Annotated in this window: 20 protein-coding genes; 11 read left to right on the plus strand and 9 right to left on the minus strand. The window is 72.1% G+C overall.

Annotated elements, in window-relative coordinates:
* Positions 1–74: 74 nt before the first annotated feature.
* Entirely contained in the window at positions 75–596 is a 522-nt protein-coding gene (locus JOD46_RS06695; protein ID WP_204392708.1) for a MarR family winged helix-turn-helix transcriptional regulator, read from the minus strand.
* A gap of 101 nt (positions 597–697) precedes the next feature.
* Here JOD46_RS06695 and JOD46_RS06700 point away from each other — a divergent pair, with 101 nt between their 5' ends.
* The 5 genes from JOD46_RS06700 to JOD46_RS06720 all read left to right on the plus strand — a co-directional run bounded on the left by JOD46_RS06700 (position 698) and on the right by JOD46_RS06720 (position 4,880).
* Complete coding sequence (locus JOD46_RS06700; protein ID WP_204392710.1) at positions 698–1,273, plus strand: NADPH-dependent F420 reductase; 576 nt, start codon at positions 698–700, stop codon at positions 1,271–1,273.
* A gap of 203 nt (positions 1,274–1,476) precedes the next feature.
* A complete protein-coding gene (locus tag JOD46_RS06705) occupies positions 1,477–1,851 on the plus strand; it encodes a hypothetical protein (RefSeq protein WP_204392712.1) in 375 nt (124 codons plus the stop codon).
* A gap of 78 nt (positions 1,852–1,929) precedes the next feature.
* A complete protein-coding gene (locus tag JOD46_RS06710; protein WP_204392714.1) occupies positions 1,930–3,498 on the plus strand; it encodes a lipase maturation factor family protein in 1,569 nt (522 codons plus the stop codon).
* Between the two features lie 152 nt (positions 3,499–3,650).
* On the plus strand, positions 3,651–4,025 hold the full coding sequence (locus tag JOD46_RS06715; RefSeq protein WP_204392716.1) for a DUF7882 family protein: 375 nt from the start codon (positions 3,651–3,653) through the stop codon (positions 4,023–4,025).
* A 48-nt stretch (positions 4,026–4,073) separates the two neighbouring features.
* The gene (locus JOD46_RS06720; protein ID WP_204392718.1) at positions 4,074–4,880 is read left to right on the plus strand and encodes a TerC family protein; all 807 of its coding nucleotides are present in this window, start codon (positions 4,074–4,076) and stop codon (positions 4,878–4,880) included.
* Between the two features lie 66 nt (positions 4,881–4,946).
* Here JOD46_RS06720 and JOD46_RS06725 read toward each other — a convergent pair whose 3' ends face one another.
* Complete coding sequence (locus tag JOD46_RS06725) at positions 4,947–5,678, minus strand: MBL fold metallo-hydrolase (protein WP_239563379.1); 732 nt, start codon at positions 5,676–5,678, stop codon at positions 4,947–4,949.
* Between the two features lie 107 nt (positions 5,679–5,785).
* Here JOD46_RS06725 and JOD46_RS06730 point away from each other — a divergent pair, with 107 nt between their 5' ends.
* The 4 genes from JOD46_RS06730 (at position 5,786) to JOD46_RS06745 (ending at position 9,852) form a co-directional block, all read left to right on the plus strand.
* Positions 5,786–6,502, plus strand: coding sequence for an NUDIX hydrolase (locus tag JOD46_RS06730; protein ID WP_204392722.1), 717 nt, complete (start codon positions 5,786–5,788; stop codon positions 6,500–6,502).
* An 83-nt stretch (positions 6,503–6,585) separates the two neighbouring features.
* Complete coding sequence (locus JOD46_RS06735) at positions 6,586–7,149, plus strand: MarR family winged helix-turn-helix transcriptional regulator (protein ID WP_204392724.1); 564 nt, start codon at positions 6,586–6,588, stop codon at positions 7,147–7,149.
* A 291-nt stretch (positions 7,150–7,440) separates the two neighbouring features.
* Entirely contained in the window at positions 7,441–8,634 is a 1,194-nt protein-coding gene (locus tag JOD46_RS06740) for a serine/threonine-protein kinase (RefSeq protein ID WP_204392726.1), read from the plus strand.
* A gap of 84 nt (positions 8,635–8,718) precedes the next feature.
* Entirely contained in the window at positions 8,719–9,852 is a 1,134-nt protein-coding gene (locus JOD46_RS06745; protein ID WP_204392728.1) for an AI-2E family transporter, read from the plus strand.
* 45 nt (positions 9,853–9,897) lie between these two features.
* Here JOD46_RS06745 and JOD46_RS06750 read toward each other — a convergent pair whose 3' ends face one another.
* From JOD46_RS06750 to JOD46_RS06765, 4 genes are all read right to left on the minus strand, one after another.
* Positions 9,898–11,313 carry a GNAT family N-acetyltransferase gene (locus JOD46_RS06750; RefSeq protein WP_204392731.1) on the minus strand — a complete coding sequence of 472 codons (1,416 nt, stop codon included), beginning with the start codon at positions 11,311–11,313 and terminating at the stop codon, positions 9,898–9,900.
* A 40-nt stretch (positions 11,314–11,353) separates the two neighbouring features.
* Positions 11,354–12,637, minus strand: coding sequence for a sugar ABC transporter permease (locus JOD46_RS06755; RefSeq protein WP_204392733.1), 1,284 nt, complete (start codon positions 12,635–12,637; stop codon positions 11,354–11,356).
* On the minus strand, positions 12,634–13,404 hold the full coding sequence (locus JOD46_RS06760; protein WP_204392735.1) for an ATP-binding cassette domain-containing protein: 771 nt from the start codon (positions 13,402–13,404) through the stop codon (positions 12,634–12,636). Before JOD46_RS06760 ends, JOD46_RS06755 begins: the two co-directional genes overlap by 4 nt.
* A 146-nt stretch (positions 13,405–13,550) precedes the next feature.
* Positions 13,551–14,615, minus strand: coding sequence for a sugar ABC transporter substrate-binding protein (locus tag JOD46_RS06765; RefSeq protein ID WP_204392736.1), 1,065 nt, complete (start codon positions 14,613–14,615; stop codon positions 13,551–13,553).
* A 221-nt stretch (positions 14,616–14,836) separates the two neighbouring features.
* On the opposite strand from JOD46_RS06765, the gene JOD46_RS06770 reads away from it, so the two are divergent.
* Both JOD46_RS06770 and JOD46_RS06775 read left to right on the plus strand, forming a co-directional pair.
* Positions 14,837–16,606, plus strand: a complete 1,770-nt coding sequence (locus tag JOD46_RS06770; protein WP_204392738.1) for an ABC transporter ATP-binding protein — start codon at positions 14,837–14,839, stop codon at positions 16,604–16,606.
* 56 nt (positions 16,607–16,662) lie between these two features.
* Positions 16,663–17,997: a DUF1254 domain-containing protein gene (locus tag JOD46_RS06775; protein ID WP_204392740.1), complete on the plus strand. Its 1,335-nt coding sequence runs from the start codon at positions 16,663–16,665 to the stop codon at positions 17,995–17,997.
* Here JOD46_RS06775 and JOD46_RS06780 read toward each other — a convergent pair.
* Genes JOD46_RS06780 through JOD46_RS06790 form a run of 3 tightly spaced genes read right to left on the minus strand, consistent with a single transcriptional unit; the run spans position 17,981 to position 21,344 of the window.
* Positions 17,981–18,883: a sugar phosphate isomerase/epimerase family protein gene (locus JOD46_RS06780; RefSeq protein ID WP_204392742.1), complete on the minus strand. Its 903-nt coding sequence runs from the start codon at positions 18,881–18,883 to the stop codon at positions 17,981–17,983. The two genes, JOD46_RS06775 and JOD46_RS06780, sit on opposite strands and share 17 nt — an antisense overlap.
* Positions 18,880–20,154 carry a DUF993 family protein gene (locus JOD46_RS06785; RefSeq protein ID WP_204392744.1) on the minus strand — a complete coding sequence of 425 codons (1,275 nt, stop codon included), beginning with the start codon at positions 20,152–20,154 and terminating at the stop codon, positions 18,880–18,882. The genes JOD46_RS06780 and JOD46_RS06785 overlap by 4 nt, the downstream gene beginning before the upstream one ends.
* Before the next feature lie 2 nt (positions 20,155–20,156).
* Positions 20,157–21,344 carry a Gfo/Idh/MocA family protein gene (locus JOD46_RS06790; protein WP_204396369.1) on the minus strand — a complete coding sequence of 396 codons (1,188 nt, stop codon included), beginning with the start codon at positions 21,342–21,344 and terminating at the stop codon, positions 20,157–20,159.
* Positions 21,345–22,029 lie beyond the last annotated feature (685 nt).

A 22,029-nucleotide genomic window follows, 5' to 3' on the forward strand; every position in this document is an offset into this window, starting at 1 on the left:
AGCGGATGCGGCGATGACCCACTTAAGAGGGGTTCGCTCGGTGGCCGGCTCGCGCGACGGCGGCGCGTCCGGCCTCAGCCGGCGCGAGCGATCGCGGGACCCTCGCTGAACTGGCAGGACGTCGCGGAGAGCCGCTCGTCGGGGTCGAGTCGCGTGAGGACCGCGCCGGCGATGGCGTAGAGCTGTTCGAGCTGCTCGGGCGTCAGGGCGTCGAGCACCGTGCGCCGGACCGTCTCGACGTGCCCCGGCGCGGCGTCGGCGATGAGCCGCATGCCGGATTCGGTGACGGTGGCGTTGGTCGCACGGCGGTCCTCCGGGCACGGGAAGCGTCGGATCAGCCCGCGCTCCTCGAGCCGGCGCGCCACGTGCGAGAGCCGGGGGAGCGTCGCGTTGGTGCGCGACGCGAGCTCGGTCATGCGCATCGTCCGCTCGGGTGCGGCGGCGAGGGCCATCAGCGCGGCGTACTCGAAGTGGGTGAGCTGCGCGTCGCGCAGCAACTGGGCGTCGAGGGCGCCGGGGAGCAGCTCGGTGAGTGCGACGAGTCGCACCCAGGCCGCCGACTCCTCGGTGCTCAGCCAGCGGGTGTCCTCGGTCATGTCGTCCATTCTCGCACACTTGGTTGACGCAACAACTGATTGGGAGTACCGTGTTGGTTGTCGCTACAAGTAATCGCGTCGGATGGCGCGGGAAGGACATCATGACGACCGTCAGCATCATCGGAAACGGCAACATGGGCACCGCCATCGGCGGCATCGTCGCGGCGGGCGGCAACACCGTCGAGTTCGTCGGCCGCGACGGCGCGGAGCCGATCACGGGCGACATCGTGATCCTGGCGGTGCCGTACCCCGCGCTCGCCGGCATCCTCGACGAGCGCCGCGAGCAGCTCGCGGGCAAGGTCGTCGTCGACATCACCAACCCGCTCGACTTCGAGACCTTCGACTCGCTCGTCGTCCCGGCCGACGGCTCGGCCGCGGCCGAGCTCGCCGCGAAGCTGCCCGAGTCGCGCGTGCTCAAGGCGTTCAACACCAACTTCGCCGCGACCCTCGCCGCGAGGACCGTCGGCGACGCGCACCCCACGACCGTCCTCGTCGCCGGCGACGACGAGCTCGCCAAGCAGTCGCTGATCGACGTCGTGCGGGCCGGCGGCGTGAACGCGGTCGACGCCGGATCGCTCGCGCGCGCCCGCGAGCTCGAGTCGGTCGGCTTCCTCCAGCTCACGCTCGCCGTGCAGGAGAAGGTCGGCTGGAACGCGGGCGTCGCGCTCGTCGCCTGAGTCGCGGCCTCGACCCGTGGAAACGATGCGCCCCGGAGCCGCCCGGCCCGGGGCGCATCGCCGTACCCGCCGCATCGCCGTACCCGCCGCATCGCCGCGCTCGGCGCGCCGCCCGAGGTGTCAACCCGTTGACCCCTCGGGCACGGCGGCGCAACGTGGAACGCGTCGGAACCACCGACGACGAGCAGAGGAGGCACGAGCTGATGGGTGACCCGCTGAACCCGTGGGAGGACCAGGATCGTCTCCCACCCGCGGGCGATCTCAACGAGGACACGCCGGACCTGACCGGCACGATCAACACGATGGGCGGCGGAAGCATGATCGACTCCGGAGGAACGATGGGCGGCACGACCGGCGGCAGCCACGGCGACGCGATGCTCGACCCCGACACGGCCGACCGCGAGGCGGCCGACGCCGAGCAGGCCGCGGCGGGCGGTGTCGGCGACACCGGGTCCGCCCCCGCCCCGGGCGGCTCCGCCGACACCGATCCCGGCCCCGACGCGAACGACCTCGAGGCCGACAACGCGGTGGAGCAGGAGACCATCGAGACGCTCGACCCCGCGAATCCGCCGGCCTGACGGGTTCGCTGCAGCGCGGGCGTGGGCGCGGGCCGTTCGGCCCGCGCCCGCCGGCGTCCCCGGGGCTAGCGTGACGACGTGGGCTGGGCCGACTGGTTCTCCTGGTTCGACGCGCGCGACGCCGACCTCGCGCGGGAGGTGCTGCAGCGCGGCATCGCGGCCCTGTTCCTCGTCGCGTTCCTGTCGACCCTGAACCAGTTCCGCGCCCTGCTGGGCGAGCACGGGCTGCTCCCCGTCCCGGAGCTGCTCGAGGCGGTGCGCGGTGCCGAGGAACGCGCGCGCGTCCGCGCGGAGCGCGCCGGCGAGAAGGTCGGGCTGCTCCGGCGCACCCGCCGTCGCGGATACCTCGGCCCGACGATCTTCCGGCGCTGGGGCTACCGCGACGCGAGGCTGGTCGGCCTCTGCGTCGCGGGCCTGATCCTCGCGGCATCCGTCGTCGTCGGCCTGCCGCAGCTCGGCCCGCCCTGGCTGCCGATGCTGGTGTTCCTGACCCTGTGGGCGTCGTACCTCTCGATCGTGAGCGTGGGCCAGACGTTCTACGGCTTCGGCTGGGAGATGCTGCTCTGCGAGGCGGGGTTCCTCGTCGCCTTCCTCGGGTCGCGCGAGGTGCCGCCGCCGCTGCCGATCGTCGTGCTCGTGTGGTGGCTCGTGTTCCGGCTCGAATTCGGCGCGGGCATGATCAAGATCCGCGGCGGTCGCGAATGGCGCGATCTCACCGCGCTGTACTACCACCACGAGACGCAGCCCATGCCGGGCCCGCTCAGCCGGCAGGCGCACCTGCTGCCGAGGTGGTTCCACCGGCTCGAGGTGGTCGGCAACCATGTCGCGCAACTCGTCGTGCCGTTCCTGCTCTTCGCGCCGCAGCCCGTGCGCACCGTCGCGGCCGCGGTGATCATCGCGACGCAGCTCTGGCTCGTGGTCACCGGCAACTTCGCGTGGCTGAACTGGATCACGATCGTGCTCGCCTTCGGCGCGGTCGGCGACGCCGCGGTGCAGTGGGCGTTGCCGTGGCTGCCGCTCGACGCGCTCGAGGCGCCGGCGGATGTCGCGAGCCCGCCGTGGTGGATCGTGCTCGTCCTCGTCGTCACCGCGCTCCTCCTGTGGCTCAGCCGGCATCCGCTCCTGAACCTCGTCTCGAGACGGCAGCTCATGAACGCGTCATTCGACCGGTTCATGCTCGTGAACGCCTACGGCGCGTTCGGCACGGTCACGAAGGAGCGCGTCGAGGTGATCGTCGAAGGCACCGCAGACGACCCTCGCGATCCCGCGGCGGAATGGCGCGAGTACGGGTTCAAGGGCAAGCCGGGCGACCCGCGTCGCGTCCCGCGGCAGTTCGCGCCGTACCACCTCCGCCTGGACTGGCTCATGTGGTTCCTGCCCCTCGGCCGCATCCACGAGGAGTGGTTCGTGCGCTTCCTCGAGAAGCTCCTCGAAGCGGATGCCGCCACGCTGAGGCTGCTCGCGGACGATCCGTTCTCGGGCGCGCGGCCGGCCGCCGTGCGGGCCCGCACGGAGCTGTTCACGTTCGCCACGCGCGAGGAGAAGCGTCGCACGGGCCGGGTGTGGATGCGCCATCCGCTCGGCGTCGCCATCCCGCCGCTCGCGCTGTCGCGAGGGCCCGGACCCGAGGCCGACGACCTCGCCTGAGCGGGCTCTCGGCGCGGGGGATCGTGCCCTCCGAACGGGGGTTTGCGGCATCCGCGGGTGTACGCTATCAGCGAGCGGCATCCACCGATCCCCGCCGGACCGCACGGGTCCGACCTTCGCACCGAGAGACCGACGTCGCAGAGGGAGCACTCGTGGGCCTCATCCGAATCGACCGTGTCGCCGCCATCGAGCTCGACGACGGTCTGCTCGATCACGTGTTCGCCGTCATCATCGCGAAGCTGCGCCGGCACGAACCGGTGCTCCTGCAGTGGGTCGACCCGGAGGGCCACTCGCAGCAGGTGTTCGTCAACCCCTCGTGCGCCCTCATCGCGCAGTTCGGCACCGAGGAGCGGGCGCCCCTGGACCACGCCGAGCTCGAGCGTCTGATGATCGCCGCGAACAGCACCGGGGGCATCTGCCTCACGAGCGCGGCGCACCCGGGAATGCCGGGGGAGATCCCGTCGGCCCACGCGCCGTCGCTCGCCGGTCCGCATGCCGCGATCCCGCACGGCGCCCGCGTGAACTGAACCTTCGGACGATCCGGCCCCGTCCATGCCTCGGGGAGAATGGACGGCATGGACTTCTCACTCGAGTTCACGCCCGACCTCTTGGCCGTGTTCCTGACCCTGTTCGTGCTCGAGGTCGTGCTCGGCGTCGACAACGTCATCTTCATCTCGATCCTCGCGGCGAAGCTGCCCGTCGAGCAGCAGGCGCGGGCGCGCAACCTCGGCCTCACGCTCGCGATGCTCATGCGCGTCGGCCTGGTGTTCGCGGCCGGATGGATCATCACGCTCAAGGCCGACCTCTTCACGCTCTGGGGCATGGGCTTCTCCGGGCGCGACCTGATCCTCATCGCCGGCGGCGTGTTCCTCGTCTACAAGGCCGTGAGCGAGATCCACCACAAGCTCGAGGGCGCCGAGGAGCACACCACCGGCGCCGGCACGGCGACGTTCGGCGCCGTGCTCGCGCAGATCCTCGCGCTCGACATCGTGTTCTCGCTCGACTCGGTGATCACCGCCGTCGGCATGACCGAGAACATGATCGTGATCATCACGGTCGTCGTGCTGTCGTTCGCGATCATGCTCTTCGCGGCGCGATACATCTTCTCGTTCGTCAACCGGCACCCCACGGTCAAGATGCTCGCGCTGTCGTTCCTCCTGCTCATCGGCGTGTTCCTCGTCGCCGACGGCTTCGGCGTCAAGATCGACAAGGCGCTCATCTACATGCCCATGGCGTTCGCCATCTTCGTCGAGCTGCTGAACCTCGCCGCCGCGCGGCGGAAGGCCAAGCGCGCCGCCGAGAAGCCCGTCGAGCCCGTGCACCTGCACCAGCAGTACGTCGACGACACGGGCACCGTGAAGGAGGCGCAGCCGGTCGACTGACGGGCAGCGGGGCGGGCGGATGCCGCGGCATCCGCCCGTTCATCCCTTTCCGGGCCCGCCCGCCGTTCAGCGGGTGCGCAGGTACTCGAGCTGCGCGCGCACGGATGCCTCGGCCGCGCCGCGCACCGATGGGTCGACGTCGGCGTACACGTCGTCGGTGACGGCCTCGGCGCTCGCGTCGGCGCCGAGGCGCGCCAGCGCCTCGCGGATCTGGTCGAGGCGCTCCGCGCGGTGCGCGAGGTACGCGTCGCAGATCGCCGCGAGGTCGGGGAGCACGGGCCCGTGGCCCGGCAGGACCGTGACGCCGCCGCCCGCGCCGAGCGCGCGCAGGCGGTGAAGCGCATCGAGGTACGGGCCGAGGGCGCCGTCGGGGTGGGCGATGATCGTCGTGCCGCGGCCCAGCACGGTGTCGCCCGTGAAGACGGCGAGCGGGCCGCCGCCGCGCGCTGCGGCATCCGGATCGACGAGCGCGAAGCACGCGGAGTCGGACGTGTGGCCGGGCGTCGCGAGGACCTCGAGCTCGACGCCGGCCGCCCGGATCCGCTCGCCGTCGGCGAGCGGGGCGGCGTCGCGGCACCACACGGGGTCGATCGCCCGCACGGGGGCGCCCGTGAGGGAGGCGAACGCGTCGACCGCATCGGTGTGGTCGGGGTGGCGGTGCGTGACGAGCACGAGCGCGACGCCGCCCTCGGCAAGACGCGCGAGGTGCGCCGCATCTGCGGGGCCCGGGTCGATCACCACCGAACCCGGGGCACCGGACCTGCGCAGCACCCAGGAGTCGGTGCCGTCGAGCGTCATCGGCCCCGGGTTCGGGGCGCGCACGAGCGTCACCCCATCGGGCAGCTGCGGAGCGTCGGCGGTCTCGGCCACGTCGGCAGTGTACCGACCCGGCATAGGCTGGCGGCATGGATCGCGACGCCGCCCCTGCTCCCGCGCCCGCCGTGCCCGACGTCGGCTCCGCGGCCACGGTCGTGCTGCTGCGCGACGGTGACGGGGGAGTCGAGGTGCTCCTGGGCGAGCGTCCCCGCGACCGGGGATCGTTCGCCGGCGCATGGGTGTTCCCCGGCGGGGTCGTCGACGATGAGGACGGTGCCGGCGACTCCATCCATTCGCAGGCCGCCGCGCGGCGGGCCGCGGTGCGCGAGACGCGCGAGGAGGTCGGCCTCGAGGTCGACGCTGGCGATCTCATCGAGTTCGCCGTGTGGAGCCCGCCCGAGGGCGTGCCCAAGCGGCTGCGCACGCGGTTCTTCGCGGCGCGCGCGCCGCGTGGGGAGCCGGCGCCCGCACCCGACGAACTCATCGCGGTCGACTGGATGCGACCCGGTGACGCACTCGCGCGGCACGCTGCCGGGGTGCTGACGCTGTACCCGCCGACGTGGGTCACGCTGCACGGGCTCACCGGCGCCGGGTCCGTCGACGAGGCGCTCGACGCGCTGCGGCGCGGGGAGGTCGCGGCGTACGTGGGCCGGTTCAGCGAGGACCGGACGACGCTCTACTGGCAGGAGGACGACGAGTTCGCCTCGGCCGGTGCGGGGGCGGTCGCGTCCGGCGCGGCTCGTGAGGCGCGCCGCCATCGCCTGCGGATGGCCGGACTGCCGTGGGAGTACGAGCGGTCGTTCTGACCGGGCGCAGATCGTTCGGCCAACCGTGGTTCGGTGAAATATCCCTAGATGATCTAGTAACGAGGTCGTGTAGTATCGGGCAGATGACTGGCGAGCGATCATCGGGGTACTGGTATTCCACCGATCGCACGCGACGGGGGGTCGCGGTGCTCAATGCGCTCCGCGACTACCGCGCCGCGGAAGCCGCGATGCGCCGCCGCACGCGCTCGGCGATGCGCATGGGCGAGACCGACCTCCTTGCGATCCGCTTCCTGCTCAAGCGCGAGGGCGAGGGGCGGGCGGTGAGCCCCAAGGACCTCGCGGCGCATCTGGGCATCTCGTCGGCCTCGACGACCGTGCTCATCGACCGGCTCGTCCGCAGCGGCCACGTCGAGCGTCGTCCGCACCCGACCGACCGCCGGGCTCTGGTGATCGCGCCGACGATCGCGAGCGACGACGAGGTCCGCGCGACGCTCGGCGAGATGCACCGCCGGATGATCGACGTCGCCGAGTCGCTCGAGGCCGAGGAGGCCGCCACCGTCCTGGGCTTCCTCGAGCAGATGCGCGACGCCGTCGACAGCGTGAGCGACGAGGGGCACGCGGCCGGGTCCGGTGCCGGCGCCGGGGCGCGGGTCTCGGCCATCGAATCGGCGCGCTCGGTCTCCTGAGTCCTCCGTCGCTGCTCGGCTGCACCGGGAGGGGCGACCAGCATGCGCTGCGACGGATGTCAAGCCCTCCGTGCCTCCTTGCTCCGGGTATCCGCATTCGGAAGACTGCTCGACGTGCCACGATTCGCGACTTGCTAGTTAGATAAACTAGCGAAGCGACGCACTCCCTACAGCACCTGTGCGCGTGGACACGGTCACCCCCGGCCGAAGAGAAGAGGCGCCATGCGCGAGTCGTCGACCCCCGAAGGTCATCCCTTTCCGAAGGGCCTGCCCGGTGTCGCTGGGGTGGGCGTGAGCACGGATCCCACGTTGCGACCCGACGCGGCACGGCGGACCGGCCCCACGGGCGATCCGGCCGTTCGCACCGACCCCGCGCTTCGGACCGATCCGAGCGCGATGCCGGTCGTTCCCGCCCCGGCCGAGCCCGCACCGGCTCGTCAGGAGGCGGCCGGTGCCGAGGCGCCCGCGGGCGCCTACGAGGCCGAGCAGGCCGATCCGCCGCCGCGCTACGAGTTCCTCGAGCACATCGGCTCGGGCGGCATGGCCGACGTGTACCGCGCCCGCGACAACGAGCTCGGGCGGCACGTGGCCGTCAAGCTCTTCCGCGACGCCGACGAGACCGTGGCCGACCGCCAGCGCCGCGAGCGCGAGATCAACCTGCTGAGCGGGCTCACGCACATCGGACTCGTGCCCGTCTACGACGCCGGCCGACTGGTGCACGCGGGCGTCGAACGACGGTACCTCGTGATGGAGCTCGTGGAGGGCCTCTCGCTCGCGCACCGCATCCAGTCCGGGCCCCTCAAGCCGCGACAGGTCGCCGACATCGGCGCGCAGGTCGCCGACGTGCTCAGCTACGTGCACGGACGCGGAGTCATCCACCGCGACATCAAGCCCGAGAACATCCTGCTCGACGAGACGCCGACCTTCGGCTACACCCTCATCACGCGTCTCGCCGACTTCGGCGTGGCCCAGTTCGTCGACGGCACCAGGCTCACCGGCCACGGCACCATCATGGGCACGGCGGCCTACATCTCGCCCGAGCAGGCTCGCGGCGAGGACGTCACCGCGGCCACCGACATGTACTCGCTCGGGCTCGTGCTGCTCGAGGCGCTGAAGGGCGAGCGCGAGTACGCCGGCACGCCGATCGAGGCCGCACTCGCACGACTGCACCGGTCGCCCGAGATCCCCGAGACGCTCTCGCCCGAGTGGCGCGCGCTGCTCGCCGCGATGACCGCCGACGACCCCGCGCTGCGACCGAACGCCCACGATGTCGCGAGCACCATGCGCGACATCATCCGGTCGATGATCGTCGAGACGCAGATGCGCAAGGGGCGCGTGCCCGTCTGGGCCAAGGCGGCGAACCGGCAGGAAGGCGCGCGACAGCGCTGGCTCGTCGGCATCGCCGGCGCGCTCATCGGTGCGCTCGGACTCGGCCTCACGATCGCGATCGCCGTGACGGCCGCCGGCGGCTCGCTCTTCGGATGATGACGCCGATCCGACGGTCCCGTTCGGCGCGTCCGACGGCGCGCCGAGCCATCCGCCGCGGGCCGCGCGCGTAGCGTCACTGCCATGTGGAGACGCGTCGCCGGAGCGGTCCGGCAGCCCGAACCGCCCGTCCAGGCCGAGGTGACCGCCGAGGCGACCGCCGGCACGCCGCAGATCCGGGTGCGGGCCTTCCGGATGGGCTTCGTCGGGGCGCTCGGCGTGCTGCTGGCGGTGTTCCTGGGCGGGATCGTCAACCAGCTCAGCACCGTCATCCTCTACGTCGCGCTGGCGCTGTTCCTCGCGCTCGGCCTCGACCCGATCGTCAGCTGGCTGCAACGGCGCGGGATGGCGCGCTGGGTCGCCATCCTCCTCGTCTTCGTGTTCGTCATCGGCCTCTTCGTGGCGCTCATCGCGACCATCGTGCCGCTCGTCGTCGAGCAGGTGACCAAGATCGTCGAGAACTGGGACCAGACCGTCGCCGACATCAAGAACAGCGACGTGGTGGCCTGGATCAGCTCGATCGCGGGCGGGGCGACGTGGATCGAGGACGGGATCGCGACGGTCGGCGACTGGCTCGGCGACCCGAAGAACATCGGGGCGCTGACGGGCGGGATCCTGGCCGTCGGCGCCGGCATCGCGGGCGGCCTGACGGGCGCGACGATCGTGCTCATCCTCACGCTGTACTTCCTCGCGTCGCTGGATTCGATGAAGCGGTACGCCGCGCGCTTCGTGCCGGCCTCGTCGCGCAACGGATTCCTCGAGGTCTCGCAGGAGATCACCGGGTCGGTGGGGCGGTACGTGATCGGGCAGCTCAGCCTCGCGTCGATCAACGGCGTGCTGAGCCTCATCTACCTCACCATCATCGGCGCGCCGGCCCCCATCCTGCTGGCCTTCATCGCCTTCCTCGGCTCGCTGGTTCCGCTCGTCGGAACGCTCACCGGCGCGATCATCATCACGATCTTCAGCTTCGCCGCGTCGCCTGCGACGGGCATCGCGGCCGGGATCTACTACCTCGTCTACATGCAGGTCGAGGCGTACGTGCTGAGCCCGCGCATCATGAGCCGGGCGGTCTCGGTGCCGGGCGCGCTCGTGGTGATCGCGGCGGTCGCGGGCGGCACGCTGGGCGGCGTCCTCGGCGCGCTCGTGGCGATCCCCATCGCCGCCTCGCTCATCATCATCGTCGAGAAGGTGATCTTCCCCAGGCAGGACGTCGCCTGAGCGGACGACGCGTCAGAACCAGATGCTGCGTGAGCGGACGACGCGTCAGAACCAGATGCTGAGGTGCGGCGTGCGCGGCGAGGCGAACATGCGGTCGGCCAGCTGGAGGGCACCGGGGGACGCCTCGACGACACGGCCGGCGCGGGCCAGCACCGAGGGGCGCACGCCGCCGAGGTATATCGAGGCGAGATCGCGCACGTCGAGGCGGATGGAGCGCGGCTCCGCCGCGCGAGCCGCGGCGCGGGCGCCACGGGACGGGACCGACTCGGCGTCGGCGGATCGGGCGCGGGAGCGCTCGCGCTTCGGCGCCCCGTCGTCGCCGTCGCCGTCGGGTCGGGGCGAGTGCACGACGGCGCGGCCGTCGGCCGACGCCAGCAGGGTGTAGCGCCCCGCGGCGTAGCCGAGCGGGTCGTCGATCTCGAGCACGAGCTCGCCCGCGGCGCCGTACCGACGCGCGCCCAGCGCCGCCGCCGGATCGACGACGCGGACCCACAGGTGATCGGTGACCTCGGAGACGGTGACGGCACGCGGATCCTCGAGGAGCCACTCGAGCGGCTCGTCGGTCGATCGCAGGAGTCCGCGCACCCCGGTGACGAAGTCCTGCTCGACGAGCACGCGCCAGAGCGCACGCTCGGCATCGTCGGTCGCCGCCGCGAGCACGTCGAACTCGACCCAGCCGGGCCGGTTCGGTTCGCGGGTCACCCGGAAGGTCGCGAATCCCTGGGGCTGGCCGTGCTCGTCGTCGTAGCGCAGCGCCCGCAGCGCCCGGGACGCATCGGAGTCGGGGTCGACGAGGCCGAGCATGCGGTCGAGCACGCCCGGCCAGCGGTCGATCTCGCCGGGCGTGCGGGCGACCGCGCGGCGCGAGATCGCCGGCGCCTGGTCGCGCAGCGTCGCCGGCTCGACGTAGTGCACGCGGCCGGGCGCCTCGGGGCCGACCCAGTGCGCGCGCCGGCGGTCGACCTCGACCGTGACCGCCTTCGCCGCTGGCGCGTACCCGAACCGGCCGTAGATCGTCGCCTCGGTCGCGGTGAGCATCGCGACGGCCGCGCCGGCGCGCTTCGCGGTGGCCAGCTCGGCCTCCATGAGGGCGCGGGCGATGCCGCGGCGCCGGTGCGTGGGCGACACGGTGACCGAGCTGACGGCCCAGCCGTCGAGGCTGCGGCCGCCGGGCACGCTGAGGCCGGTCGGCCAGCTCGACACCGTCGCCACGGGAACGCGGGGCTCCGGGACCGCGTCGTCGTACACGCCGTGCACTCGCCGCTCGGCCATGACCGCGCGGTCGTACGCGCGGCCCGGGTCGCGCGGGCGCGCGTGGTGGAACCCGCGGTGGTCGGCGTCGATCCATCCGTCGAGCGCGTCGAGATCAGCGGGGTCGATCAGGCGATAGTCGAGGCCCTTGGCGGCCAAGGCGGCCTTGGCGTCGGGGTCGATCGGGATCGAGCGCGGTTCGAACGACATCGATCCAGCGTACCGAGGCCGAGGGCCCCCGCCCGCACGCTCAGCTCCTCAGGACGGTGCCTCCCGAGCGGACGCGAGACACCGCGTCGACGGTCGCCGCGAGCACGAGCACGCCGCCGGTGACGACGAGGTTGACGCCCGCGGGGAGGTTCAGCAGGCCCAGCCCGTTGGTGATCACCGCGATCACGAGCGCGCCGATCGCCGCGTGCAGGAGCCGGCCGCGCCCGCCGAACAGGCTCACGCCGCCGACCACGGCCGCCGCGACGCCCGAGAGCACGATCTCGCGACCTGCTGCCGCGTCGACCGAGCCGACCTTGCTGATCGAGAAGAGCCCGGAGACGACCGCGAGCGTGGAGCAGACGATGAACGCCGACCAGCGGATCAGGGTGACCTTGACGCCCGAACGCCGGGCGGCCTCGGCGTTGCCGCCGATGGCGTAGAGGTACCGGCCGAACTTGGTGCGGTCGAGCACGAACGTGCCGATCCAGAGGATGACGAGCACGATCGGCACGACGATCGGCACGCCCTCGACGTCGACGACCGACTGCCCGCGATTGCGGTTCAGGATCGCGACGGCCGCGCCCCCGACCACGGCGATCACGCCGAGCTTGATCCACACGAGCGTGATCGTGCGGTTGGGCACTCCCGCCCGCGTGCGCCGCGCCCGGTCCCAGAACGAGGTCGCGGCCGAGACGGCGAGGACGATGGCGAGCATCGCCCAGCCCGCCCAGGGCGGCATGTTGGAGTTCTGGATCGCGCGGATCTCGGGGATCTGCACGCGGTACAGCCCGCCCGCGCCGATGATCATGAGGGTGAGCCCCTGGTAGCCGAGGAACAGGCCCAGCGTCACCACGAACGACGGGATGCCGACCCTGGCGACGAAGAACCCGATGAAGGTGCCCGTCAGGATGCCGGCGGCGAAGGCGATGGCGAGGGCGAGCAGCCACGGCACGGCGTGGACGTTCACGAGCACGATGAACAGCGCCATCGTCATGCCGCTCGTGACGCCCGCGGAGAGGTCGATCTCGCCGAGGAGCAGGACGAAGACGAGCGCCATGCCGAGCATGACGAGGGTCGCGGCCTGCGTGAGGAGGTTCGCGAAGTTGCGCTCGGTGAGGAAGAACGGGCTCAGGAAGCTGAAGAGGATCGCCAGCACCACGAGGCCGGCGACGGCGGGCAGCGCGCCCATGTCGCCGCTGCGGAGCCGCTGGACGTAGGCGCGCGCCTGGTCGCGCACGCCGCCCTCCTGGCCCGATCCGATGAGGTCGGCGGCCACCGGATCGGGGCCGGCGTCGGTCGTCTCGGCCGTCCGCTGCGAGGTCATGCGACCGCCCCCTCCTGGGTCTTGGCTCCGGTGATGTAGCCGACGACGTCGTCGCGCGTGGTCTGGGCCGCGTCGAGCGACGCGACCATCTGGCCGAGGTAGAGCACCTCGATGTAGTCGGCGACCGCGAACACGTCGGCCAGGTTGTGGCTGATGAGGATCACCGCGACGCCCTGCTCGGCGAGGCGTTCGACGAGGTGCAGGACCTGCTCGGTCTGCGCGACGCCGAGCGCGGCGGTCGGCTCGTCGAGGATGACGACGCGCGCCTTCTTGAGCACGGCGCGGGCGATCGCGACGGTCTGCCGTTGGCCGCCGGAGAGGCTCGCGACCTTCTGGCGCACCGACTTCACCGTGCGCACCGACAGCGAACGCAGGGTGTCGGAGGCCTCCTTCTCCATTCGTCCCTCGTCGAACGTGGCGAACTCGGTCTCCTCGCGGCCGAGGAACATGTTCTGGACGATGTCGAGGTTGTCGCACAGTGCGAGGTCCTGGTACACCACCTCGATACCGAGCCGCGACGCGTCGCGGGGCGTGTGCAGCACGATCTCCTCGCCGTCGAAGCGGACGACGCCGCCGTCGTAGGGCTGCACCCCGGCGAGTCCCTTGATCAGCGTGGACTTGCCCGCGCCGTTGTCGCCGACGAGCGCCGTGACCTTGCCCGGGTACGCCTTCATGTCGACGCCCTTCAGCACGCTGACGGGTCCGAAGCTCTTGAGGATCCCCTCCAGCTCGATGATGGGGGCGGCCGATTCCCTGCCGGTGTCCATGCCGGTTCCTTTCCGACGACGCTGTCTCGGCTCTCAGTGTGGCACCGCCGGACCCCGGGTGGGAGTCCCGGCGATGTCGGATGACGGAGCGGGGCTCCGGACCGCGGCGGTGCGCCGGGCCGGAGCCCCCTCCGTGGGTGTGCGTGCTAGTAGTCGATGCCGAACTCGTCGCACTTGGCCGCGACCTCGCCCTGGCAGAGCTCGGCCGGGTCGGCGTCGCCGGCGTCGACGACGTCTTTGACCTGTTCGGGCCCGACGAGCTGCGGCGTCACCGCGATGTACGGCGTGCCGTCCTCGAGCTCCTGGTCGGCCGTGGGCGTCTCGCCGTTGAGCAGCGACACCGCCAGGTCGACCGCGGCCTCGGCCTCGAGCTTGACCGGCTTGTAGACGGTGGCCGTCTGCTTGCCGAGCAGCACGTTCTGCAGGCCCGCGATCGAGGCGTCCTGCCCGGAGACCGGTACGACGAGGTTGTTCTTGTCGAGCACCGTGATGACGCCCGCCGCGTTGGTGTCGTTGGCGACCCACACGGCGTCGACCTTGCCGTTGAGCGAGGTGAGCGCCTGCTCGAAGTTGGTCGCCGACTTGTCGCCGTCCCACACGCCCGGCGGCTCGGCGGCCGGCTTGATGCCCGCGGCCTCCATGACCTCGACGGCGCCGTCGTGGAACATCTTCGCGTTGCCGTCGGCCGGGTCGCCGCCCATGTAGACGACGACGGCCGTCGCCGGGTCCTTGCCCGCGGCCTTCAGGCCGTCGACGATGGACTGCCCCTCGAGCCGGCCGACCTCGACGTTGTCGAACGACACGTAGTAGTCGGCGCCCTCGATCGGGCGGTCGTACGCGATGGCCGGGATGCCCTCGGCCTTGGCCTTCTCGGCGACCGCGGCGCCCGCGCCGTTGTAGTCGACGAGGAGCATCACGCCGCAGCCCTTGCTGAGCTGCTGGTCGGCGATGGTGGCGTACTTGTTGGTGTCGCCCTGGGCGTTCTGGATGTCGGTCTCGAAGCCCGCGTCGGCCAGGCCCTGCTCGAGGTACTTCCGGTCGAAGTTCTCCCAGCGCGGCGATGAGGCGGCGTCGGGCAGGATGACGCAGGCGCGCGTGGCGGCCTCGCCTCCTCCGTCGCCGCCGCCCGAGTCGCCGCTCGAACAGGCCGCCAGCAGCAGCGCCGAGGCACCGGCGATCGCGGCGGCGGAGACCAAGGATGTCGTTCTCATGTCTCTCCCCTACAGGTGAGGTCGACCCCTCCGGGTGCCGTCGTCGTCCTCGGCGGCGGCAGGGGCCATGTTCCTCCTCTTCGCTGTGGAGCCCAACAGACCCGCATAACGCTTCCGTAACGCCCGGGGCTGTTGGAGGAGAGCGCTCCCACGTCCGGGTGCCGCCCCGATGGGGGAGACGGGGATGGCGCGGGTGCCCGCGCGGCGGCAGAATGGAGCACATGCATTGGCAAGCGTTTTCCCAGATCGAGCGAGCCGTGGACGGCCGCCGTCCCACCCGCAGCCTGCTCACGCTCCTGGCCATGCATCGCGGCCGCGTCGCGGCATCCGTCGGCTTCTTCGCGCTGAAGGACACCCCGCTCTGGCTCATGCCGGTGGTCACCGCCCAGATCATCGACGTCGTGGTGGCCGGCGGCCCGCTGCGCTCCCTCGCCCTCTGGGCCGGCATCGCCCTGGTCGCGCTCGTGCAGAACTACCCCAACCACGTCGCCTACACGCGCCTCTTCATGGGCGCCGTGCGCGACATCGGGCGAGACCTGCGGAACGCGCTCGCCGAGCGTCTGCAGGCGCTCTCGATCGGCTTCCATACCCGGGCCAACTCGGCGATCGTGCAGACCAAGGTCGTTCGCGACGTCGAGAACGTCGAGGTCATGCTCCAGCAGGCCGCACACCCGCTGCTCTCGGCGACCATGGTGCTCGCGGGGGCGATCACCATGACCGCGATCAACGTGCCGCAGTTCCTGCCGGTCTACGCGCTCGCGATCCCGCTCGCGGTGCTGCTCCGCGCCATCCTCAACCGCCGCAGCCGCGCGCGGAACGAATCCTTCCGGCGCGAGGTCGAGGAGTTCTCGGCGCGCGTCGGCGAGATGGCGACGCTGCTGCCCATCACGCGCGCGCACGGGCTCGAGCGGGTCGCGGTGCGGCGCGTCGCGCACGGCGCCGACGGCGTGCGGCAGGCCGGCTTCGCGCTCGACCTGCTCAACGGCCGGTTCGCGTCGCTCTCGTGGGTGTCGCTGCAGCTCCTCGGCGTCGGATGCCTCGTGCTCGCGGCCTGGATCTCGGTGAGCGGATGGCTGCCGATCACGGCCGGGCAGGTCGTGCTGCTGAGCTCCTACTTCGCGCTGCTCACCCAGGCCGCGACGGGCCTGCTCATGCTCCTGCCGATCATCGCGCGCGGCACCGAATCCGTCCGATCCATCGCCGAGGTGCTCCAGGAACCCGACCTCGAGCTCAACGAGGGCAAGCGGCCCGTCGAGCGCGTAGCGGGCGACATCCGCCTCGAACGCGCCGAGGTGCGCTACGAGTTCGGCGAACCGCCCGCGCTCGACGACGTCACGCTCGAGATCCGACCCGGCGAGACGGTCGCGTTCGTGGGCTCCTCGGGCTCCGGCAAGTCGACCCTGCTCAACCTCGTGCTCGGCTTCCTCCGGCCCACGCGCGGGCGCGTGCGGCTCGACGGCGTCGACATGCAGGAACTCGACCTTCGCACCTTCCGCCGGTTCGTCTCGGTCGTGCCGCAGGAGTCGGTGCTCTTCGAGGGCAGCATCCGCGACAACATCGTCTACGGGCTCGGCGAGGTCGACGACGAACGCGTGCTCGCCGCCCTGCGCGACGCCAACGCGCTCGAGATCGTCGAGTCCCAGCCGCGGGGCTGGGACACCATCGTGGGGGAGCGCGGCGCGCGGCTCTCGGGGGGCCAGCGGCAGCGACTGTCGATCGCGCGGGCGCTCGTGCGCGACCCCCGCGTGCTGCTGCTCGACGAGGCGACGAGCGCGCTCGACCCCGAGTCGGAGGCGAAGGTCAAGGAGGCGCTCGCCAGGCTCATGCGCGGACGCACGACGCTCGTCGTCGCGCACCGGCTCAGCACCATCCGCTCGGCCGACCGCATCGTCGTGCTCGAACACGGCCGCATCGTCGAGACCGGCAGCCACGACGACCTCGTCGCCGCGGGCGGGCGCTACGCGCAGCTCCACCGCGTGCAGTCGGCGTGATCCCGCTAGCCTGACGGGAACGGGCTCAGGGGAGCCCGCTCCCGGGGGTGCGGCACATGGATTCGACCGAACGACTGCTCGTGGACGGCTACGTCTTCGGGTATCCGCTCGTCTACAACCTCTCCTCTATCCAGGCGATCGCGGAGCACGGCATGGGGTCGGCGCTGCCGGCGCCCGGATGGAACCGGTTCGCGTTCGCCCCGCGGCTCGGCACGCCCGAGGACGCGTTCGTGAGCGTGAACAACGACACGCTCTACGCGCTCGCCTTCCTCGACCTCTCGGGCGGTCCCGTGCGCCTGCACGTGCCCGACACCGACGGCGCCTACTACGTGCTGCAGTTCGTCGACGCCTGGACGAACAACTTCGCGTACATCGGGCGCCGCGCGACCGGCACGGCCGAGGGCGAGTTCCTCATCGTCCCGCCCGGCTGGGACGGCGCCGTGCCGGACGGAGTGCGCGTGATCGAGTCGCCGACCGACGTCGCCGCGATCGTCGGCCGGCTCGCCGTCGACGGCGAGGACGACCTGCCGCGCGTCGCGGGCATCCAGGCGGGGCTCACGCTCGAGCCGCTGCCCGGCAACGGCCCCCTCCGCGGCATCCCCGCCGGGCACGCCGCCCAGCTGCCCGAGCACCTGCGCCCGTGGGAGCTCATGCGCGCGTGGAGCCAGGCGTTCCCGCCCGCCGAGGCCGATCGCGAGTACCTGGCCCGCTTCGCGCCGTACGGGCTCGCCGACCCCGGCAACCCCTTCGGCATCGTCGCGCGCGAGCTCGACGCCCACCTCGCCCACGCGACCGCCGAGGGGCGCAACCGCATCGAGGAGCTCTCGAAGCCCGACACCTCGGCGGCCGTGAACGGGTGGAACCTGCTCGTGCACGCCTTCGACTACAACCTCGACCACTTCGGCATCGGCACGCTCGACGCGCCCGAGTGGCGCATCGCCGACCGGACGCAGGCCTACGAGACCCGCGCCCGGTCGGCCCGCAACGGGCTCTGGGGCAACCACGGGTACGAGGCCGTGTACGGCGAGGTCTTCGTCGACGCCGACGGGCGGCAGCTGACCGGCGCGCACGCGTACGAGCTCCGGCTCGAGGAGCCGCCGCCCGCCGACGCGTTCTGGTCGATCACGATGTACTCGATGCCCGACTTCCTGCTCGTCGAGAACCCGATCGACCGGTACTCGATCGGGGACCGCACGCCCGGCCTCGTGCGCGCCGCCGACGGATCGCTCGTGATCCGCATGCAGCACGAGCGACCGTCCGAGGCGGATGCCGCGGCGAACTGGCTGCCGACGCCGGCGGGGGACTTCCGGCCGATGGTGCGCATCTACCAGCCGCGGTCGGCGGTGCTCGACGGCACCTATCGCCTGCCGGCGATCACACGCCTGGACTGACCGGGACCGCCGGGGCGGGTGCGGCGGCGAGGTGCGGGGCGACCGCGGCCTCGAAGGATTCCGCGGTGCGCTCGGCGACCTCGGCGAACGGCGCGGCCCAGATGTCGGCGTTGAACAGCTCGACCTCGATGTCGCGGTCGTAGCCGGTCGCCTCGACGGCGCGCGTCAACGACGCGAAGTCGACCGCGCCGTCGCCGGGATAGTGCCGCGCGAGCAGCACGTCGGCCGGCAGCGGCGCCTTCCAGTCGCACGCCTGGTAGCTCGCGATGCGGCCCTCGCGACCGGCGCGCGCGATCTGGTCGAGCGCCTCGGGATCCCACCAGACGTGGAAGGTGTCGACCTCGACGCCGACGACCTCGGGCGCGAACGGTGCCGCGAGGTCGAGGGCCTGCTTCAGCGTCGACACGACGGCCCGGTCGGAGACGTACATCGGGTGCAGCGGCTCGATCGAGAGCTGCACGCCGGCCGCCTCGGCGATGGGCGCGAGCTCGGCGAGGGCGTCGGCGACCCGTGAACGGGCGCCGATCAGGTCGGTGGAACCCTCGGGGATGCCGCCCGCGACGAGCACCAGCACGGCCGTCGAACCGGGCGCCCCGGCGGCCGCGAGCGTCGCGGTCTCCTCGATCGCGCGCCGGTTGTCGTCGATCGACGCGCGACGGTCGGGGCCCTCGGGCATCGTGAAGAACCCGCCGCGGCAGAGGCTCGTGAAACGCAGCCCCGAGTCGGCCAGGCGAGCGGATGCCTCGGCGAGGCCCACCTCGGCGACGGGCTCGCGCCACAGGCCGATGGCCTGGTAGCCTGCCGCAGCCGTGACGTCGAGCGCCTCCTGCAGGGACGCGTGCTTGATCGTCGCCTGGTTCAGCGAGAGCCTCGGATGAGCGCTCATGCCGGGACCCCCGCGGTGGCCGGGGCGGCGGCGGGGTCGGACGCGGCGGGGTCGGACGCGTCATCCGCCTGCGCCGGCTCGACGCGCGCCGTGCTCGTGTCGATGCCGTTGATCGTCAGCAGCTCGTGCCAGCGGGCCGCCGCGAGCTCGGGGCGCTCGAGCGCGCCCGAGCCGTTCGCGAGCTCGACGATGCGCGAGAGGTGGGGGAGGCTGCGGGCGGCGTGCAGGCCGCCGACCATCTGGAACGCCGGCTGGTGGCCGTTCAGCCACGAGAGGAACGCCACGCCGGTCTTGTAGTAGTACGTGGGAGCGGCGAAGACCTGGCGCGAGAGCTCCTCCGTCGGGCCGAGGATGCGGCGGTAGGCGTCGACGTCGTCGGCGTCGAGCGCCTGGATCGCGGCCGACGCGTTCGGCGCGAGCGCCGCGAAGGCGCCGAGCAGCGCGTCGGAGTGCGAAGCCCGCACTGAGCCCGCCGAAGGGTCGCCCTCGATGAGCGCGACGTAGTGGAAGTCGTCGCCCGTGAACATCCGGGCCGACTCGGGCAGCCGTCGGCGCACCGAGATCTCGGCGCCGGCGTCGAGCAGGCTCATCTTGACGCCCTGCACCTTCTCGCGATTCGCCTCGATGATCTGGAGGAGCGTGCCCGCCGCGGCATCCGTGTCGGTCGACCCGAAGTACCCCTCGAGCGCCGGGTCGAACGCGGTGCCGAGCCAGTGCAGCACGACGGGCGCGCTCGCGCGCTGCAGCACCTCGCGGTAGACGCGACGGTAGTCGTCAGGGCTCTGCGCGGCGCGCGCCAGGTGGCGGCTCGCCATGAGCACGGCGCCGGCGCCGGCATCCTCGGCGTGGTGCAGCTGCTGCGTGTAGGCGTCGATCACCTGCTCGAGGGAGATGGACTCGTCGCCGACGTGGTCCGTATTCACGCCGACGACGAGGCGTCCGCCCGCCGACGCCGCCTCGGCGGCGCTGCGGGAGATGAGTTCGCGCGTCGCGGCCGCATCGAGGCCCATGTTGCGCTGCGCGGTGTCCATGGCGTCCGCGACGCCGAGGCCCCACGACCACACGTGGTGGCGGAAGGCGAGGGTCGCGTCCCAGTCGATCTCGGCCGGCTGCCCCGGCGTGTTGTCGGCGTGCGCCTTCGGGACGACGTGCGCGGCGGCATAGGCGACGCGCGCCTGCAGCGGCCTGCGCGGCTTGGCGAAGGATGGCGCGGGGGCCAGGGCGACGGCGCGAGTCGCGCCATCCGCGCCCAGCAGGGTGAGCGAGGTCATGGTCAGCGGGCCCCCGTGAGCTCGGACGCGTCGCCCGGCACGGCGACCGTCTCGACGGGGGAGTCGAGCGTCACGACCGGGATCTCGATGCGGCGGCCCTCGGCGTTCGAGCGCAGGCCCTCCTCGGCGAGGAGCACGCCGCGCGCGCCGGCGAGGAAGTCGTAGTGGTTCGGGGCGTCCTCGACGACGTGGCGGATGAACTCCTCCCACTGCTCCTGGAAGCCGTTCTGGAAGTCGCGGTTGCCGGGGCTCTCGATCCAGTCGGCGGCGTAGTCGTGGTCGTCGGCGAGGTCGGGGTTCCACACCGGCTTGGGGGTCGCGTTGCGTGGCTGGATCTTGCAGCCGAACAGGCCCACGACGGCCGAGCCGTGGGTGCCGTCGACCTGGAACTCCACGAGCTCGTCGCGGTTCACGCGCGTCGTCCAGCTCGAGTTCAGCTGCGCGGTGATGCCGCCCTCGAGCTCGAAGATCGCGTAGGCCGCGTCATCCGCGGTCGCCCGGTAGGTCTCGCCCCGCTCGTCGACGCGCTCGGGGACCTCGGTCACGGCCTTGGCGTACACCGACTCGACGCGGCCGAACAGGTTCTCCAGCACGTAGCTCCAGTGCGGGAACATGTCGACGATGATGCCGCCGCCGTCCTCGGCGCGGTAGTTCCAGCTCGGCCGCTGCGCGGGCTGCCAGTCGCCCTCGAACACCCAGTAGCCGAACTCGCCGCGCACGCTCAGGATGCGGCCGAAGAAGCCGCTGTCGATCAGGCGCTTCAGCTTCTGCAGGCCCGGCAGGTAGAGCTTGTCGTGCACGACGCCGTTCTTCACGCCGGCCTCCTGCGCGAGGCGCGCGAGCTCGAGGGCCTCGTCGAACGACTCGGCGGTCGGCTTCTCGGTGTAGATCGCCTTGCCCGCCGTGATCGCCTTCTTCAGGGCGGCCGCGCGCGCCTTGGTGACGAGGAAGTCGGAGTAGATCGACCAGCGGTCGTCGGCGAGCGCGGCGTCGAGATCGGTCGTCCAGTGCTCGAGGCCGTGCTTGGCAGCGAGCTCGGCGAGCTTCGCCTCGCTGCGGCCGACGAGGAGCGGCTCGACCTGCACGCGCGTGATGCCGTCGGAGAGGAGCACGCCGCCCTGCTCGCGGATCGCGAGGATCGAGCGCACGAGGTGCTGGCGGTAGCCCATACGGCCGGACACGCCGTTCATGATGATGCCGATGGTCTTCGGGGTCGTCGCGTCTGCCACGGTGGTTCCTCTTCGTGCCGGGAGCGGACGACTCGCGGGACCGTCTGGTCCGGCTGCCGCGCCGCTGCGGGAAAGCGTTTACCCGAGTGTATGACACGGTTCGCGGTTCGCGCAACACCCGCATTGAGCGGCCCAAGTCCCTGGTTGCTGCGGGTGTGCCCACGCAAACTCGGGACTCGGCGAGTGGCCCAGTGCACGGCGGCGTAGACGAATCCGGGCGGGGGTCCGGGTCCCGGGTTGTTGCGGGTGAACCCGCCTGAACCCGGGATTCGGTATGAAGGCAGGGCGCGCGGGGGCGCACAGGGGTCTGGGCGGCGGTCCGAGTCCCGAGTTGCTGCGGGTGTACCCGCGCGAACCCGGGAGTCGGTATGAAGGCAGGGTGCGCGGCGGCCAGGAGAGGACGAGGGCGGTCCGAGTCCCGAGTTGTTGCGGGTGGACTCGCGGGAACTCGGGATTCGGCGCGAGAGCAGCGTGCCCGGCGGCGGCGGCGGCGGCGGGGGCGGGTGGTGGCCGCGGCTGCTGCAGGCGGGCGCGCGGGCGTGCGAGTCCCGGGTTGTTGCGGGTGAACCCGCCTGAACCCGGGATTCGGTATGAAGGCAGGGCGCGCGGCGGGCAGGAGGGGGACGAGAGGCGTCCGAGTCCCGGG

This window comes from Agromyces aurantiacus, from assembly GCF_016907355.1.
Lineage (GTDB): Bacteria > Actinomycetota > Actinomycetes > Actinomycetales > Microbacteriaceae > Agromyces > Agromyces aurantiacus.